The organism is Paenibacillus algorifonticola, assembly GCF_000971975.1.
Lineage (GTDB): Bacteria > Bacillota > Bacilli > Paenibacillales > Paenibacillaceae > Pristimantibacillus > Pristimantibacillus algorifonticola.
Map to the genome: position 1 here is coordinate 127,803 of NZ_KQ040779.1, position 13,525 is coordinate 141,327.

20 protein-coding genes and 1 pseudogene are annotated in these 13,525 nt (G+C 37.6%); 1 reads left to right on the forward strand and 20 read right to left on the reverse strand.

Annotated elements, in window-relative coordinates; all coding sequences use genetic code 11:
• Positions 1 to 94 precede the first annotated feature (94 nt).
• A complete protein-coding gene (locus tag WH37_RS37205) occupies positions 95 to 1,210 on the forward strand; it encodes a DUF6688 domain-containing protein (protein ID WP_074904834.1) in 1,116 nt (371 codons plus the stop codon).
• A gap of 103 nt (positions 1,211 to 1,313) precedes the next feature.
• On the opposite strand, the gene WH37_RS02070 is transcribed toward WH37_RS37205, so the two are convergent.
• From WH37_RS02070 to WH37_RS35905, 20 genes and pseudogenes are all read right to left on the reverse strand, one after another.
• Positions 1,314 to 1,709, reverse strand: coding sequence for an immunity 22 family protein (locus tag WH37_RS02070; protein ID WP_046228898.1), 396 nt, complete (start codon positions 1,707 to 1,709; stop codon positions 1,314 to 1,316).
• Between the two features lie 158 nt (positions 1,710 to 1,867).
• Positions 1,868 to 2,443 (reverse strand): hypothetical protein, encoded by a 576-nt coding sequence (locus WH37_RS02075; RefSeq protein ID WP_046228899.1) that lies wholly within the window; start codon positions 2,441 to 2,443, stop codon positions 1,868 to 1,870.
• Positions 2,444 to 2,454: 11 nt separating this feature from the next.
• Positions 2,455 to 2,640, reverse strand: a complete 186-nt coding sequence (locus WH37_RS02080; RefSeq protein WP_197091334.1) for a hypothetical protein — start codon at positions 2,638 to 2,640, stop codon at positions 2,455 to 2,457.
• A 26-nt stretch (positions 2,641 to 2,666) separates the two neighbouring features.
• Entirely contained in the window at positions 2,667 to 2,912 is a 246-nt protein-coding gene (locus tag WH37_RS02085) for a hypothetical protein (RefSeq protein ID WP_046228900.1), read from the reverse strand.
• Between the two features lie 80 nt (positions 2,913 to 2,992).
• Positions 2,993 to 3,877 (reverse strand): barstar family protein, encoded by an 885-nt coding sequence (locus WH37_RS02090; RefSeq protein ID WP_143088531.1) that lies wholly within the window; start codon positions 3,875 to 3,877, stop codon positions 2,993 to 2,995.
• Between the two features lie 49 nt (positions 3,878 to 3,926).
• Positions 3,927 to 4,316 carry a hypothetical protein gene (locus tag WH37_RS02095; RefSeq protein WP_046228902.1) on the reverse strand — a complete coding sequence of 130 codons (390 nt, stop codon included), beginning with the start codon at positions 4,314 to 4,316 and terminating at the stop codon, positions 3,927 to 3,929.
• Between the two features lie 60 nt (positions 4,317 to 4,376).
• Positions 4,377 to 4,682 (reverse strand): hypothetical protein, encoded by a 306-nt coding sequence (locus WH37_RS02100; RefSeq protein WP_052736749.1) that lies wholly within the window; start codon positions 4,680 to 4,682, stop codon positions 4,377 to 4,379.
• Positions 4,683 to 4,990: 308 nt separating this feature from the next.
• Entirely contained in the window at positions 4,991 to 5,302 is a 312-nt protein-coding gene (locus WH37_RS02105; protein WP_046228903.1) for a hypothetical protein, read from the reverse strand.
• Positions 5,303 to 5,492: 190 nt separating this feature from the next.
• On the reverse strand, positions 5,493 to 5,894 hold the full coding sequence (locus WH37_RS02110) for a hypothetical protein (RefSeq protein ID WP_046228904.1): 402 nt from the start codon (positions 5,892 to 5,894) through the stop codon (positions 5,493 to 5,495).
• Positions 5,895 to 5,956: 62 nt separating this feature from the next.
• On the reverse strand, positions 5,957 to 6,247 hold the full coding sequence (locus tag WH37_RS02115; protein WP_046228905.1) for a hypothetical protein: 291 nt from the start codon (positions 6,245 to 6,247) through the stop codon (positions 5,957 to 5,959).
• A complete protein-coding gene (locus WH37_RS02120) occupies positions 6,228 to 7,319 on the reverse strand; it encodes a hypothetical protein (RefSeq protein WP_156182203.1) in 1,092 nt (363 codons plus the stop codon). Before WH37_RS02120 ends, WH37_RS02115 begins: the two co-directional genes overlap by 20 nt.
• Entirely contained in the window at positions 7,288 to 8,094 is an 807-nt protein-coding gene (locus tag WH37_RS02125; RefSeq protein ID WP_046228907.1) for a hypothetical protein, read from the reverse strand. The genes WH37_RS02120 and WH37_RS02125 overlap by 32 nt, the downstream gene beginning before the upstream one ends.
• Before the next feature lie 251 nt (positions 8,095 to 8,345).
• On the reverse strand, positions 8,346 to 8,783 hold the full coding sequence (locus WH37_RS02130) for a hypothetical protein (RefSeq protein WP_046228908.1): 438 nt from the start codon (positions 8,781 to 8,783) through the stop codon (positions 8,346 to 8,348).
• Positions 8,784 to 8,796: 13 nt separating this feature from the next.
• Positions 8,797 to 9,462, reverse strand: a pseudogene (locus WH37_RS36215) (polymorphic toxin-type HINT domain-containing protein); the annotation flags it as partial.
• A gap of 70 nt (positions 9,463 to 9,532) precedes the next feature.
• Positions 9,533 to 9,823 carry an immunity 53 family protein gene (locus WH37_RS02140; protein ID WP_046228910.1) on the reverse strand — a complete coding sequence of 97 codons (291 nt, stop codon included), beginning with the start codon at positions 9,821 to 9,823 and terminating at the stop codon, positions 9,533 to 9,535.
• Positions 9,824 to 9,836: 13 nt separating this feature from the next.
• Entirely contained in the window at positions 9,837 to 10,808 is a 972-nt protein-coding gene (locus WH37_RS37305; protein ID WP_046228911.1) for a hint domain-containing protein, read from the reverse strand.
• Positions 10,809 to 10,893: 85 nt separating this feature from the next.
• The gene (locus WH37_RS35900; RefSeq protein WP_046229002.1) at positions 10,894 to 11,400 is read right to left on the reverse strand and encodes a hypothetical protein; all 507 of its coding nucleotides are present in this window, start codon (positions 11,398 to 11,400) and stop codon (positions 10,894 to 10,896) included.
• Positions 11,401 to 11,416: 16 nt separating this feature from the next.
• A complete protein-coding gene (locus WH37_RS36230; protein WP_231594085.1) occupies positions 11,417 to 11,611 on the reverse strand; it encodes a hypothetical protein in 195 nt (64 codons plus the stop codon).
• An 836-nt stretch (positions 11,612 to 12,447) separates the two neighbouring features.
• Positions 12,448 to 12,972: a hypothetical protein gene (locus WH37_RS02160; protein ID WP_046229003.1), complete on the reverse strand. Its 525-nt coding sequence runs from the start codon at positions 12,970 to 12,972 to the stop codon at positions 12,448 to 12,450.
• 8 nt (positions 12,973 to 12,980) lie between these two features.
• A partial coding sequence (locus WH37_RS35905; RefSeq protein WP_231594086.1) for a polymorphic toxin-type HINT domain-containing protein occupies positions 12,981 to 13,525 on the reverse strand: 545 nt, incomplete at its 5' end.

Genomic DNA, 13,525 nt, shown 5'->3' on the forward strand with positions numbered 1-13,525 from the left:
TATTCGTTAAAAATGATGTGCATAGTTAATATTACATATCCATCCAAAATGAATCAATTCCCGATAAGGAGCGAGCCGCTTGTTTTTAGTCATTATGTTTTATATCTGCCTATTTGCATTTCCGATTATTTCCTTACTCCTCATGGTCCGTAGCTGGTTGGTCATAGAAACTGCCGCTCTCAAAAAGGGGCACATTAAAATCGCCGAGGTACTGTGCTTTATCATCATGGTTTGCTTAGTACTAGGTGGCTTCTATTTAAACAGCAATGGTGTTGAAGGAGGTATGCCTCTGCATCAATATGAGAAGACTGGCCTCTCCTATGATAGTTATGCATCCCTTTCAAATAAGCATATCCTAAGCATCTTCATCCTTTTTCTTTTAAGTACTATTGCTTATGGAGTTTTACAAAATAAACGAGGGAAGCTTTCTCCACTCATCTTTACTGTAAGTACGATATTATTAATTGCAAATATCTTATTCACCTTCGTTTATTTCACACATACCATTTCGATAGAATCTTTTTTTGATTTTCAAGCTCCCATGCAGCTCGGTTACGCTATGTTAAGCTTCCTGTATATCACCGAACTTAAGCATTCCGCCAATGCGTTTATGCACAGCGCCCAGCACGAAGAGATCGTGTACAGCAGCAAATGGCTGCGGTTCATGCAATATTTTCGTCAAAAATATTCCCGGCTGCCGCTGCTCTGGTCGATTGCGTTATTTCCGGTCATCCTTGTCGTTCAGCTGCTGCTTGTCCTGTTCGGGCAGCGTCCAGATAGCTTTATCCGTGTATTTCTGGATACGAGCAGCTTTCATTACTCGCAATTGCCCGCCCCTCCGCCGATCATCGTGCCGGGAGACGGCCATTATTTATGCACCGTTTCGGTGAGAGGGCATCGCAAAATCGTCAAGCCGCTGCGCGCCGGGCTTCGGCACGGCTCCAGAATCGTCGTCAATCGACAGCTGCTGGTTGCGAATGCTTTCGAAAATATTATCGAACAATATGCGCCGCGAGCGCACAAAATCATCCGCTACTGCTACGACAAATACGGCTATCCGCTCAGCAGGCACATCAATCAACCGTGGTCTGCGGATGTCGTTTACCTGCTGATGAAGCCGCTGGAATGGTTTTTCCTCACCGTATTATATACGGTCGATCGGAACCCCGAAAACCGTATTCATCGGCAATACAGCGAGCTGCGTAAATAGCTTTATGGGCCATGAAAAAGAGAGATTAGCTTTGCTTGAAAAAGCAGGCTGATCTCTCTTTTTTTTCAACGAATAGCGGTGATTCATTGGACATATGCTGTCATTATGCCTGGTAGGGCACACTTCCAATAAACTTCAGCTGTGCAGATGTGTCCTGATAGCTCCCCTGTTCGCCGTTATACGCGAAGTTGTATAAGATAATGACCGTATTAAACTCATCGAAAGTGCCGCCTTTTAGCAAATCGGCAAACTTCGGAATCAATTCATCCTCATAAGAGAAGCCTGCTAGCAAATTCGCTGCATCGCTACCCCGACCTTCCTCCGCGAAAAATTCAGCTTCCCTGAAATCATCGTCATACCACTCGATGCCAAAATACCTCGCGAAGGCGGAAGGAACCGAATCTCCTTCATCTGTATAATCAATCTCAAGCAGTTTATCAAGCTGCTCCTCCGAGTCCAGCTTCCCCAGCCATAATGAAGCATAACCTTCTTTTTCCACGAAGTCCCCTCCTGAAAGTTAATAAAGCTCTCGCAACAAAACGAAAAGCGTATTCGTTTAAAACGATGTAGCTATGTAAATTTTACATATCCATCCAACATGAATCAATCCTAGAATGGCCATGACAGTTGCGGTGGCAACGAAAAAGGGAGCGGTCCCTATGCCCACTCCCATTTTGCCGTCATCAGGCGGTTCAATTGATTAAATTGTTCCATGTTCAAAAAGCAAACCAAAGCAAATTGCCCCATTGTACATGTGGCAAAATATTTTTCCTTGTTCTCTCCAATCAGCTGCTTGAAATGATAAAAAATGTTCATGTCCAGCCAATCATCGTTGAACTCCAGCTCCCAAAAATATTCGGTCTGATTATATTCAAAAGAAATCGACGCTTTCCTATTTTCAAAATCAATTTGATCACGAACGTTATGCAGCTTAATATCTGTCAGCCTCATCAATTGCTCTAAAATTCGCACATAATCGCCAGTATCCTCTATACATTCGGCATCCATATACCAGACATCATCTGAGACCCAACGCCATTCGCCGTCTATTTCTGCCTCTTCCCCCATAACAATGAGCAAACTTAAATAAGGGTCTTTCTCAAATTGCTCCCTGCTATTCGTATCCAGCAGCCATTCTGCCTTAACATCCGCATGGAGTCGAATACCAATTTCAGATAATCGCTCCAGCTGCTGTTCAAAAGTGATCGTTTTTTTTCGTAGAAACCTGAACAACTCGATGCCTCTCAACGAACAAATTCCCTATCCAAAAAAGGGCTCACCTGCTCTTCATATTCTGTACCAACAAACTTTTGCGCCTGAAAATAATGCTCGCTCGTCATCCAATATTTATTTCCCAGCTCAAACCCATGCTTCGAAAAATTAGAAAAACAGCCGTAATCGTCATCTATTTTATAAAAGTATATTGTCATATAAGTCCCTCCCAGATACAGCAGCTTCATTTCTTCTTAGATTTATCTAAGCCTAGCTTCTCGATTATATTTTCTTCTTTGAAGTCCATAAGTACTTTAAAATCATTGTTTGGGCAATAAACAGCGGGATGTTTTCCACTATTCAAACCATAATACAAAAGCTTTTCACCGCATTCAGGACAATTTACTTCTTCCCCCCTCATAGCCCGATCACAAATATACTGCATTTCCCTTACTTCCATTATAAATTTTTTATTTAAATCCTTATCCAATTTTCAACCTCCTGTTTCCAAGACATTTTAAAACATATATAATTTACCTTCAGCTTTTCTATTTTAATATTACTGAGCTTTTAGCAAAAAACTACTTTCACATTGTTGGAAATAAGCAAATCATATAATGGACTAGACAAAAAAGGAGCTTCCATAGACATGGAATTTTCATTATCACTATGACATTCATAGGCACTTTTATTTAAATGACTTATATAAAGAGTGAATGGAGCTACTGCTCCAAAACCTCCACAAAAGCAATCCTCTAAACTTGTTAAAGTGAAACCATAATAACCACCTGGACCATTAATAGCCTCACCCAAGGCACAATAGAAAGTGATATCATCTTCAACGATCCCCATATCAAGAAAGTACTCTCCGTTTGCTTGATCCGCAGGAGCTGTTTTTTCGTGTTGTCGGACAATTTCTAACCATCGTTGTTGTTGATCCTTTGATAAATCCATCCACATATTTTTGACCATAGGATCGGATTCTCTCCATAAATCCCAAATTTCCAGTGATTCCCTTGGAATGGTTACTGGTAACAGCACCACTACTTCAGCAGTAATGGATTGAACGTTAAATTTTTCATCACAAAAAAATAAAGGTTTTTGCAAGTAAAAATAATAAGTGCCCATAACGTCACCTTTTTTATTCAAAAAGTTCAAAAGAATATACTTTATAAAAGGCCTTTTCTTTTTGACATACTCTCTAAAAGCTTCCGTCATTTGAAAATTCACTAAAATAATACGATGGTATTGCTCTCTTTTTATTTCAATGCTATATTCGCCAGACATCCCTAAAATATCTTTGCAATATCCAATTACTATATTGCTTTCCTCGTCTACGAGCGAGAATTTTCGAGAAATTTCACCCATGGTTACTACACGATCATTAGGTAAACGAGCTTCTGCTAAAACCAAATCTGGTAGGTTTATTTGTTCATTTCCCTTCAGCATTTTCATATCTCCTCCTAGCAATAAGCTTGTTCTCTACTGATAAAAGCAAGATTGTTTATGATATTGTTTTGATTGAAAGAACCTCAATTGTTTTACAATAGAAACTCATAACATCATTTTCATAATCATGTACGTGATATCTCTGATTCGCTTCCCAATTACGATCCTTCATATCATTTATTTTAAAACCGACCAATTGATTAAATGACCCGCCAAACCCTGACAGATTCAGTAAAGTGACCTCGCTAAACCCAAGCAATACTTGATAACGTTGCTTTTCTAACGCTGGCTCCAAAACATAGCCTACCTCTAAAAAAGATACCTCATCATAATGTTTGTTATAGTCAATATAATAGCGAATGCTAGAAACAAACTTAAAATCTATTTCTCTAATTGGAGTAGATATTTTCTCGGAAATTAATTGAAAATTTCTAATGAAATTCATACTGTTCATTCCCTTTTATTTAAATATTGTAACATTAGAATCAAACACGTATTATGATGGCTAAAGGAAAATAGTTTGATCGACTGGTTTCATTTTGCAATTGATAACTCTGCTTTTTAATTCTTGGCTAATATATTTATCCCATCCCATACACAAAACATCCTTATCGTTGGGTTCTGTTATTTTTCCATATTTGAACCATTCCCCTTCTTGCTTGGATAAAAAATCCTCTGGGTGATCCCATTCTGCTTCACATTCATTGCAGTATACAAAGCATTTTTGACTTGATATCTCTTTGACAACTACAGCCCAACCCTGTGAGCATATACAACAACTCCCAATAGGCTGTCGTTCGAATAAAACCAATTAAGCACCTCCATTAATGCCTTATGAAGAGCCAGTAATTCCGTTTCTTTATCCACAATGAGCTTAGACGTATTCATCAAAAACCATTCTCGCTCTGGGTTATCGAACTTTGGCTCTTAAAACAGCAATGCTCACCTGCAGCCTAATATTGCTTAAGCACTATTTTTATAAACCCGGATTCCAAGATTGGATACAACTTAAAAATTAAGGTCCTTAAGAGCTAAAATCATCATAGTATACATGATTCAATTACGAACTATGTCCTTGTATACTCTCCCAAAAATTTATCAATCGCCGTTAAAACATTGTTATTTTTCAGCTTCATGCCCTACTTCAAGTACGATTCCTTTTGCAATAACTCTAATGCCAACGTTTAAATTAAAGACGTAATTCGGCAATATTAAATCTTTATACACTTCTCCGTAAGGCAACTCAATGTTTACAATATGTTTTTCTCCTTTTGGAATGACCTCTTTTTCAACTTCTTCTCCTAAGTTAATTTTACACATAATTAATTCTCCATTCACATTAAATGATGCCATCAGGCCAGAAAAAACGTCCTTTGTCATTCCACCTTCATTTTCTGATATAAAACAGACTTCAGCCATAACCTTTAACATTCAAAATTCCTCCTTATATTCACGTTATCTTTAACAAATAAGTTAACCGTAGCTTCAAGCCTGCTTCAAACCCGTCAATCCCCTTTCACCGTTCCTACTCATGGTACCAGATCAATGCCAGGCTAGAATAAAAAAGACCTTGAAAGGCAACAGGCCAATCAAGGTCTTACAAAATCAATGCTGCCGATTACTAGTAAAATTCTTCTACAGATATTGCCTCAATAGCACTGCAATAAAAATCAATATCACCAAAGCCATCGTTTTCTCCGTATCCACTATCATCATGTACATGATACCTTTGAACGCTTTCCAATCCTAAATCCTTCAAATCATGAATGATTAAAGCTTTTGTTAAACATAATGTTGTTGCTTTTCGCAATGTAAGGTCATAAACATTATGATATCTAATTTTCACTTTGAATGGCTCTTTTGTTTCTAAAACAATTACATAAAACGATATATCAAGTCTACCAATATAATCATCTTCATAATCAAGTTCAATCTCGTACTCCATTTTAACAATTCTTTTATAAGCCCACGAACCACAAGCATTTAGCTTATCAGTTATTATGTCATAATTTTTTATAGCCACCACTTTTTCTCCTTCTACTCACATTTAATCTATCCACTAAAAGGGGCTTGGCTACATAAATTTCAAGGCAAAACTTTTGTGAAATTAGGTATATGTGATGTTTGATCAGCCGTTGCTCCAAATGGAATCACTTTAGCTTTTTCAGGAATTTCAATTCTTGAAATGTGTATTCCTTTAAGACAATCATTACACCACATTAAAAAATAACCCTTTCTCTTAATAGCATCTCCGATATATTCAAAATTAATATTTGCGCTACTACAGCTTGGACATTCAAGTTTAGGAGCATTAGGAGTTGTCTCTTTAACGCTTGCCGCCAGTTGCAACCATAGTTTAAACTTGGAATTTATCATCTATTATCGTTTCCAAAATCAAATTAATTTTCAAGTTAGAAATCGAATGCGTAGAGATCACTTGAATTTTTTCATTTTTTGGAATCGAGCCATTTATAAGTATTATTTCTCTTGTAGAAATCCTGATCCACCCCGTCCCAATTCTTTCATTGTCAATATAATAATCGCTAGGTACCCAAAATGAATAAAACACATCATCCCAGAAATTATTCATGCTTATCCCTTCAAAAACGTATCTCTTTACATCTAAAATCCTTTCATAGACTACAAAAATCTCATCGCTATCAAGTTGAACGGCATCTTCGCTTAAAGTAGCTGGAATCGTATTGCTTATACTATATGCGTCTCTTAGTTCAGGAGCAGCAATAAGTCCGCTGCCTCCAATATGAATAATCGTTACTTTTTTTCCACTTTTTACTCCTACATACTCTCCCTCTAGTAATAAATTTCTATTTAAGGCTGTTATAGTGGCGGGTACTACTTTCTGCCCTCTTAATTTTATTGGCTTTCTCTCCCGCTCTAATAATATAAATGACATTTCACTCCCCCTATTTACTGCACAGATTTCCCCATTCACTACTCTTTGAGCTGTTCGCCTGTAATATAGTTGTTCTCCCCCACCGATATTAATACCATAATAAAAAGATGGGTCAATAAACAATTCTTGTCCATTATTCAAGTTTAACTGAAGGCTGTTGCAGACAATTTGTTGATTGTCATTAGACTCTATACCGTTAATAACGAAACTCTTAACAGTATTTTTAGCAGACATCGAGTCAGTCAATATTATTTGACTCACGGACGTCTTGCATGGCAACATATCCTCATCAATTTCAAATTGATATCGAATCGAATCAACTATCCTCACACTAAGTTTTGAGTATTGGTTAATTGATTCAAATTCAATATATTTCTCGCCTACTTCGAAATAATAGTAACGCGTATTCGGACAAAAATCCGCTACTCCATCTTCAGTATCTACAAAACCAAGCAAGTAAATGGCAAGTACATCATCCCTACAAAAAATAATATCTACTTTCCTATCGCTCATCAGGCAGTGTAAAAATAACATCCAGCGGATTTAGGATTCTTGATGACTGCAGATCTATGGCTTCATCATGGATGAGTTTACCTAGTTCTTCAAATATAGCTCCTTCTCTTTCATCGATGATATTTTGTTTAAGCAGCCTTAGAGAACTGCCCTCTCGACTAAACGGCCAATCGACATGCGCTCCTTCATAATCAAATACAAAATCAATGGAGCTTATCCCTTGGTATTTACTTACGAGAGGGTGCAGAATAACCAAAAATTGTGCAAAAATATAAGTACGCTCCCTTACCTTTTGCGCATTCTTAACTTCGGCTTGAAGCGTAGATGATTCAGAAGGCAAATCCCCCCATGATTGAATGTTTATATACGTCAACAATGAAATAGCGTGTTGTTTGTCTTTAAACATAGCGATCCCGACCAATATTTCATTACTGCTGATCCCCGATTCAATAAATCCCCCCAAACATCTGGCCGCATTTTCAAGCGTAGTAGCATACTGTGCCAATAGAGGAATGTACTCACTAAAAAGCTTTTCTATCATGCTCTTCTCAGCATTACCGTAAGTTGCTTCCACAATGGTCTCAATCACTAACGCTTTATTATACTTTTCATTTGTTTTCGGCAACACTTCTTCTAAGAGGTGACTGGTAAATTCAACATCATAAAAATCTAACAAGGTTGAATAATCCTTCAAGCCGCGTAAGAAGGCCATAAATGTTTCAAACTCTGGAGAACCTTCATTACCATGAGTTAAATATTTAAATAAAGAGTTTATTTTTGGTACTTTATCCTCCATAAAGATCTCCTTTTAGTTGATCTACTTAATATAGAAGACCATACACGCTAGGCATAGCCTTCTCAGACCTTTATAAATTAGTCAATTAATTCCAGATCACTACATTCCATTTTATACCGTCACTTATTTGCTTATAGAGTATACGTACTGTGTGTGTTATTCATTGAATAATCAGTTCATTCGACACTGGGTAGCCCCCGCCAAAAAGGAAAAGCCATAGAGAGGATGGTTTCCTCTTTATGGCTTGCAAACTATTTTTTTGCTTCGACAAAACTACTTTCTCTTTTTGATGTAGTTATATTCAAATAGAATGATTGACCTGTTTGTTTATCTAAATTTTCCGCCATGGTGGTTACTTCACACATAAGTGAAATGTACCGTGCCATCCAAAGTGAAATATCAAACATACGGTCATTAAAGATTTCTTGAAATGAATCAGTAGTAGTTGCTCCTAGAAAATATTGATAATTCGGCCACTTATCATTTTTCTGTAATTCCTTTAATTCAACTTCGAAGCCAAAAATCTCAGCGTAACCCACTAAATCATATGGTTCATCTTCCATATTCTCATATCTTAAAGTAGGTATATTTAGTCCTTTTTCTATTTTTGAGCCTAAATCCTGTAAAGAGCCTTCATATTGAATATATACCTTAGAGTGAACACCATGCACTTTGTCCGAAATCTCCATTGTAACCTCCTAGTTAATTACTTGATGGCTTAAATTTTATTGAAAATCCCTCTTTATTTGGCTTCAGTCCCTCAAATCCCGGTATTTCAGAAAGTATTTTCCTGAATACCGGATTTGCTTTCAAACTATTACCAAATTTCTCGTATAGAATATCACTTTCTATAAAATAATCGATATCATACTTGTTCATATTAATAGGTTGACCATAAGTCGGTTTACTCGGATTCCCTACTGTACCAGTCTTAAACGACCCTGTATAACCTGATTTAAGATTAGGGTCTATTTCTCTGAACTGCGGTAAAAGATGTTTTTCAGCAAGGTCATCTAACTTTGTATGAAGTTCAATCATTATAGGACTAAGTTTACCCGCCCCATTAACTTCACAATTATGAACCCAAATCCCAAGGTTGGACACAAAATAAGAATTAAAATCCTCAACCTCAAAGTTATAAACCGTTGCCTCGCGCGACTCTTTTTCAATCTTGTCTATCGCCAGTTTAGAACCGTCACTCGAAACAAGCAAGTCGCCGACTTTCAGGTCTTTAACAAACGTCCATCCCTTGCCATCAAGCCAGAATGGATGCTCGCCTGTGACCTCGATGATTTCATCCCCGATGTGGACGTAATAGATTTCGTCAGCCTGTTTCTGGAACAGCCCTACGACCTCTTTATAGGCCACTTTGGCACTGGGTAGCCCCCACAATAAAGAAACCTTGAAAGGCATAGAACCAATCAAGGTTGTGTAAAATTTAATCGTTAGTTGCCCAAAGATAGAAAACCCTCAATACATCTTCAAGATTGCCCGGGCCTCCAGCACCAGAAAAGCAACCATCCTCTATCTTGCAGTAGATCCAATCTTCTTCGGTTCGTTCAATTTGAATCAAATCAACTTGCTTATTTTCCAACGTAGTACCAATCAAACTTATGGCAACATGCCACCCAGGATTATCAATGGACGTTATTCTAATACAGCTTTCATGCTCCCATTCTCCGTCACAATGTGAGGAATACCACTCTTGTAACCACCTCAAAATATCCATTCATTCACACTCCTCAAGGCTTACCTGGAATTTCCCAAGGGTATGGCTTTCTTACTCCCCCCGGTGTCTTAGGATCATTAACATGGGGTGTTTCCACCATTTGACCAGTTTGTTTATTAAAGTGCCCTGCTCCCTTGCCATCGTATCTCTCCCCTGGAGTAAACGGATTTGGGTTTCTTGGGTCGGATTTATACCATCTTTGCCAATTCGTTATTTCTCCTGTTTGAGGGTCACTCTTATAAGTTGAATGTTCTCCTGTTGCATCAGGATCATACTTCATATTGTTTTTACTTTTGCCCCCACCAGCTTTGGGTGCACCTGCATTACCCATCCCTGGGATCTCACAATTATGAACCCAAATCCCAAGGTTAGACACAAAGTAAGAATTAAAGTCCTCAACCTCAAAGTTATAAACCGTTGCTTCGCGCGACTCTTTTTCGATTTTGTCTATTGCCAGTTTAGAGCCGTCACTCGAAACAAGCAAGTCGCCGACTTTCAGGTCTTTAACAAACGTCCATCCTTTGCCATCAAGCCAGAATGGATGCTCGCCTGTGACCTCGATGATTTCATCCCCGATGTGGACGTAATAAATTTCGTCAGCCTGTTTCTGGAACAGCCCCACGACTTCTTTATATGCCACTTCTCCGGTTTCGTCATCCTTTGAGAGAACCTTATCCCCTACCTCGATTTCCTCGATAGGTTTCTCCCCTTCGTCTGTGAGAACCTTGGTTCCTGCTGTAAAGCAGTTACATTCGTAGACGAGTTTTTTCGTCCTTTTAACAGTATCCTCACCAAAAATATTCTTCAGCTTCGAACCCGCCCAAATGACACCCTTGGTGCCATACTTACCCGCATGCTTCAGACCCGGAATCGGAATAATGCTTAGCGTTGCTCCAATTCCTTCGCCCCAACGGTCTCCCGCCGAGAGATGTTCGCCGGTCATATAGTTGTTACCCGTAAATGCCTGCTGAAAGCCTTTTACCATTCACCTCAGTGGTACCAGATCGGCAAGGAAGTCATTCAAAAAAAGAAACCTTGAAAGGCAAAAGGCCAATCAAGGTTTACAAAATTTAGCCTTCACATATTTGAATAATCTCTTTAGGTACAGATTCAAATATCAATACTTCTGGCTTGGAAAAAGGCTTTTTAGCTTTATAATCTTGGAGGGTCATCAAACTTGCCCAGTACAATTCTACCCAATGTTCAATACTTTCACCTGTATCAAAATTTAGTGCTTCCTCATCGGTATCCTTCAAATCCTCATAAAATGCTTGGTCGTAGATAGAAAGAGAAATGTCCCCATCAAAAACCAAGATTTTGTTTGAAAACACTGGAAAGCAAAATGATTTTGTAAAGCGATTAACAATATCTACCCCGATTGCCTTTCTGAAATTGACCCAATCAGGCGTATTTATAGGTCTGAATTGTTCTGTCACTTCAAGTTTTATCCTACCACCATTGCTATATCGGTTGTTTGATTTTGTCATAGAATTTATACCACCCGACATAATTACCTCTTTGGAGACATAATGTTCATGACCTTCGGCTAAGTAGGCGTGATACAACAATTCATTCAAATTTTCACCTCCTAATTTATTTTCTTGAAACATAAGGAAAATGTGAACTTCTGGTTGGATCATCCAAATTTTCAAACACCCTATGACTTCCTGTTGGTGTATCAGGTGTACTAATATTACCGTCAAACTCTTTATAATACTTGGTTATTCTTTGGTTGTTTGGATTATTTGGATTTGGCCAATTTGAGTAGGCTTTATCAGGATTAGTCATTGTCTCTTGTCTTAATTTTCCTACGTCAACGTCTTGACCATATTGTGAACGATTCTTAGTCGATGGTCTAGTTGAATCGAATAAATGTTTTTCTGAGTGAGGATTAACAAAATCACTTCGTCTGTCAGAACCTTTGTTCCTGCTGTAAAGCAGTTACATTCGTAGATGAGTTTTTTCGTCGTTTTAACTGTATCTTCACCAAAAATATTCTTCAGCTTCGAGCCCGCCCAAATGACACCCTTGGTGCCATTATTTACCCACATGCCTCAGAGCCGGAATTGGAACAATGCTCAGTCACAATCTGATTAAATAATGAGTAATTCCGACACTAGGAAGCCTCATCAAGAATAGTGGCGGTATTTACCTCAAAGAAATGCAATTTTTTTGCCATTTCATCCTCCCCATTGAGGCAGCATATTCTACATTTGCGAGTATATTTGAAAAAATGCTAGAAAACGAAGATAACAAAAAACAGGTCGATTACGGTGGTATCTGACCATAATCAACCTGTTTGATGTAAAAAAATAGTTATATTTAGTTTATAAAATTAAAGCATATGATGTGCATACAACCGAAATGGAGAAATCTTTATGCGGATATTACATCGGTTAGATGTGTTATTGGTTGAATAATGGGCTCATTCGGCACCGGGTGGGGTATTTTGAATAACCACCACTTTTATATTTGTATTTTTTAGCATATAGCCGCGGATAAAAAAAGAAACCACAACTCGGCGGTTGACCCGAATTGTGGCGTTGTTGGTTGTATTGTACGCTCTTGTTGTTGGGTGTTGTAGTGGGCTTGTACAAAATGTTGACCGAACCGATCCTTAAAATTTAATTTTTTCCATTTAAAAAGTTTACTTGTTTCCAGTCAGTTTCGCATTTTTTTTCGTAAGTTATAAAACCCTCAATCGAAAATCTTTTTTCAAGCATCCTACTAGCCTCACATTTACTGAAATTATTTTTCATATAAATTTCATCTTGTAAAAATAATATAAATATAGAACTGGATGCATCGTTATTCGCCATATAGACGCCCAGTAATTCGTTGTATTGAGTGCTAAAAAACAAAGCTACATACTCTATTTTGAGTTTAATATTTTCCTTGCATTCAATTAATCCTTCGTAACTATCAAATAAATTAAAATCATCCAAATCGTATATTTTATTCTTTGAGATTAACGGATTCATACCTCTTATATACAAGCCTATAACATCACCATCATCTTTCTCAAGGAAAAGGACATGGTCTAATCTCTCGTTATCATCCTCATCATGTAAATAAATAATATTTGAGATTTCTTTTTGCACGAAAAAATAATCAAACTTTTTTGTAAAAGATAATAAATAATTATTCATTTTCATCCTCACTCTCTAATCAAATCTAATTCGGATATTAACATACTTGACAAACGGTTTCCTTTTTTGTTCAAGAAAGTCAATATTTCGTTTGCATCTCTATTAACTAACACAACAGCATCACCCATTACAAAAGCGTCTACAGACTCAATTGTATTCCATTTAAAAGGTTTCGAATTAGCGAGATTTTGGGGTTCATTTACAATTGATAAAATGAACTCTTCCATCCATTCTTTATCTCCTTTTTTAACTGGAACACCTAAGTCCCTTGAAGTTTCATAAATATCTCGAGCATGTTTTCTTAATTTTTTATCAAAATTCGGACTGAAATTCGGGCCACCATCACCCGTTACCTTAACTGCACAATTATGAACCCAAATCCCAAGGTTGGACACAAAATAAGAATTAAAGTCCTCAACCTCAAAGTTATAAACCGTTGCTTCGCGCGACTCTTTCTCAATCTTGTCTATTGCCAGTTTAGTGCCGTCACTCGAAACAAGCAAGTCGCCGACTTTCAGGTCTTTAACAAACGTCCAACCCTTGCCATCAAGCC

Bases quoted from the DNA above. Each gene is read 5' to 3' on its own strand.
- WH37_RS02115 (WP_046228905.1), bottom strand. From the start codon at position 6,247: ATGATAAATTCCAAGTTTAAACTATGGTTGCAACTGGCGGCAAGCGTT.
- WH37_RS02125 (WP_046228907.1), bottom strand. From the start codon at position 8,094: ATGGAGGATAAAGTACCAAAAATAAACTCTTTATTTAAATATTTAACT.
- WH37_RS37305 (WP_046228911.1), bottom strand. From the start codon at position 10,808: ATGGTAAAAGGCTTTCAGCAGGCATTTACGGGTAACAACTATATGACC.
- WH37_RS02095 (WP_046228902.1), bottom strand. From the start codon at position 4,316: ATGAATTTCATTAGAAATTTTCAATTAATTTCCGAGAAAATATCTACT.
- WH37_RS02090 (WP_143088531.1), bottom strand. From the start codon at position 3,877: ATGAAAATGCTGAAGGGAAATGAACAAATAAACCTACCAGATTTGGTT.
- WH37_RS02160 (WP_046229003.1), bottom strand. From the start codon at position 12,972: ATGAATAATTATTTATTATCTTTTACAAAAAAGTTTGATTATTTTTTC.
- WH37_RS02130 (WP_046228908.1), bottom strand. From the start codon at position 8,783: ATGGAGATTTCGGACAAAGTGCATGGTGTTCACTCTAAGGTATATATT.
- WH37_RS36230 (WP_231594085.1), bottom strand. From the start codon at position 11,611: ATGACTAATCCTGATAAAGCCTACTCAAATTGGCCAAATCCAAATAAT.
- WH37_RS02140 (WP_046228910.1), bottom strand. From the start codon at position 9,823: ATGGATATTTTGAGGTGGTTACAAGAGTGGTATTCCTCACATTGTGAC.
- WH37_RS02105 (WP_046228903.1), bottom strand. From the start codon at position 5,302: ATGTTAAAGGTTATGGCTGAAGTCTGTTTTATATCAGAAAATGAAGGT.
- WH37_RS02080 (WP_197091334.1), bottom strand. From the start codon at position 2,640: ATGACAATATACTTTTATAAAATAGATGACGATTACGGCTGTTTTTCT.
- WH37_RS37205 (WP_074904834.1), top strand. From the start codon at position 95: ATGTTTTATATCTGCCTATTTGCATTTCCGATTATTTCCTTACTCCTC.
- WH37_RS02120 (WP_156182203.1), bottom strand. From the start codon at position 7,319: ATGTTATTTTTACACTGCCTGATGAGCGATAGGAAAGTAGATATTATT.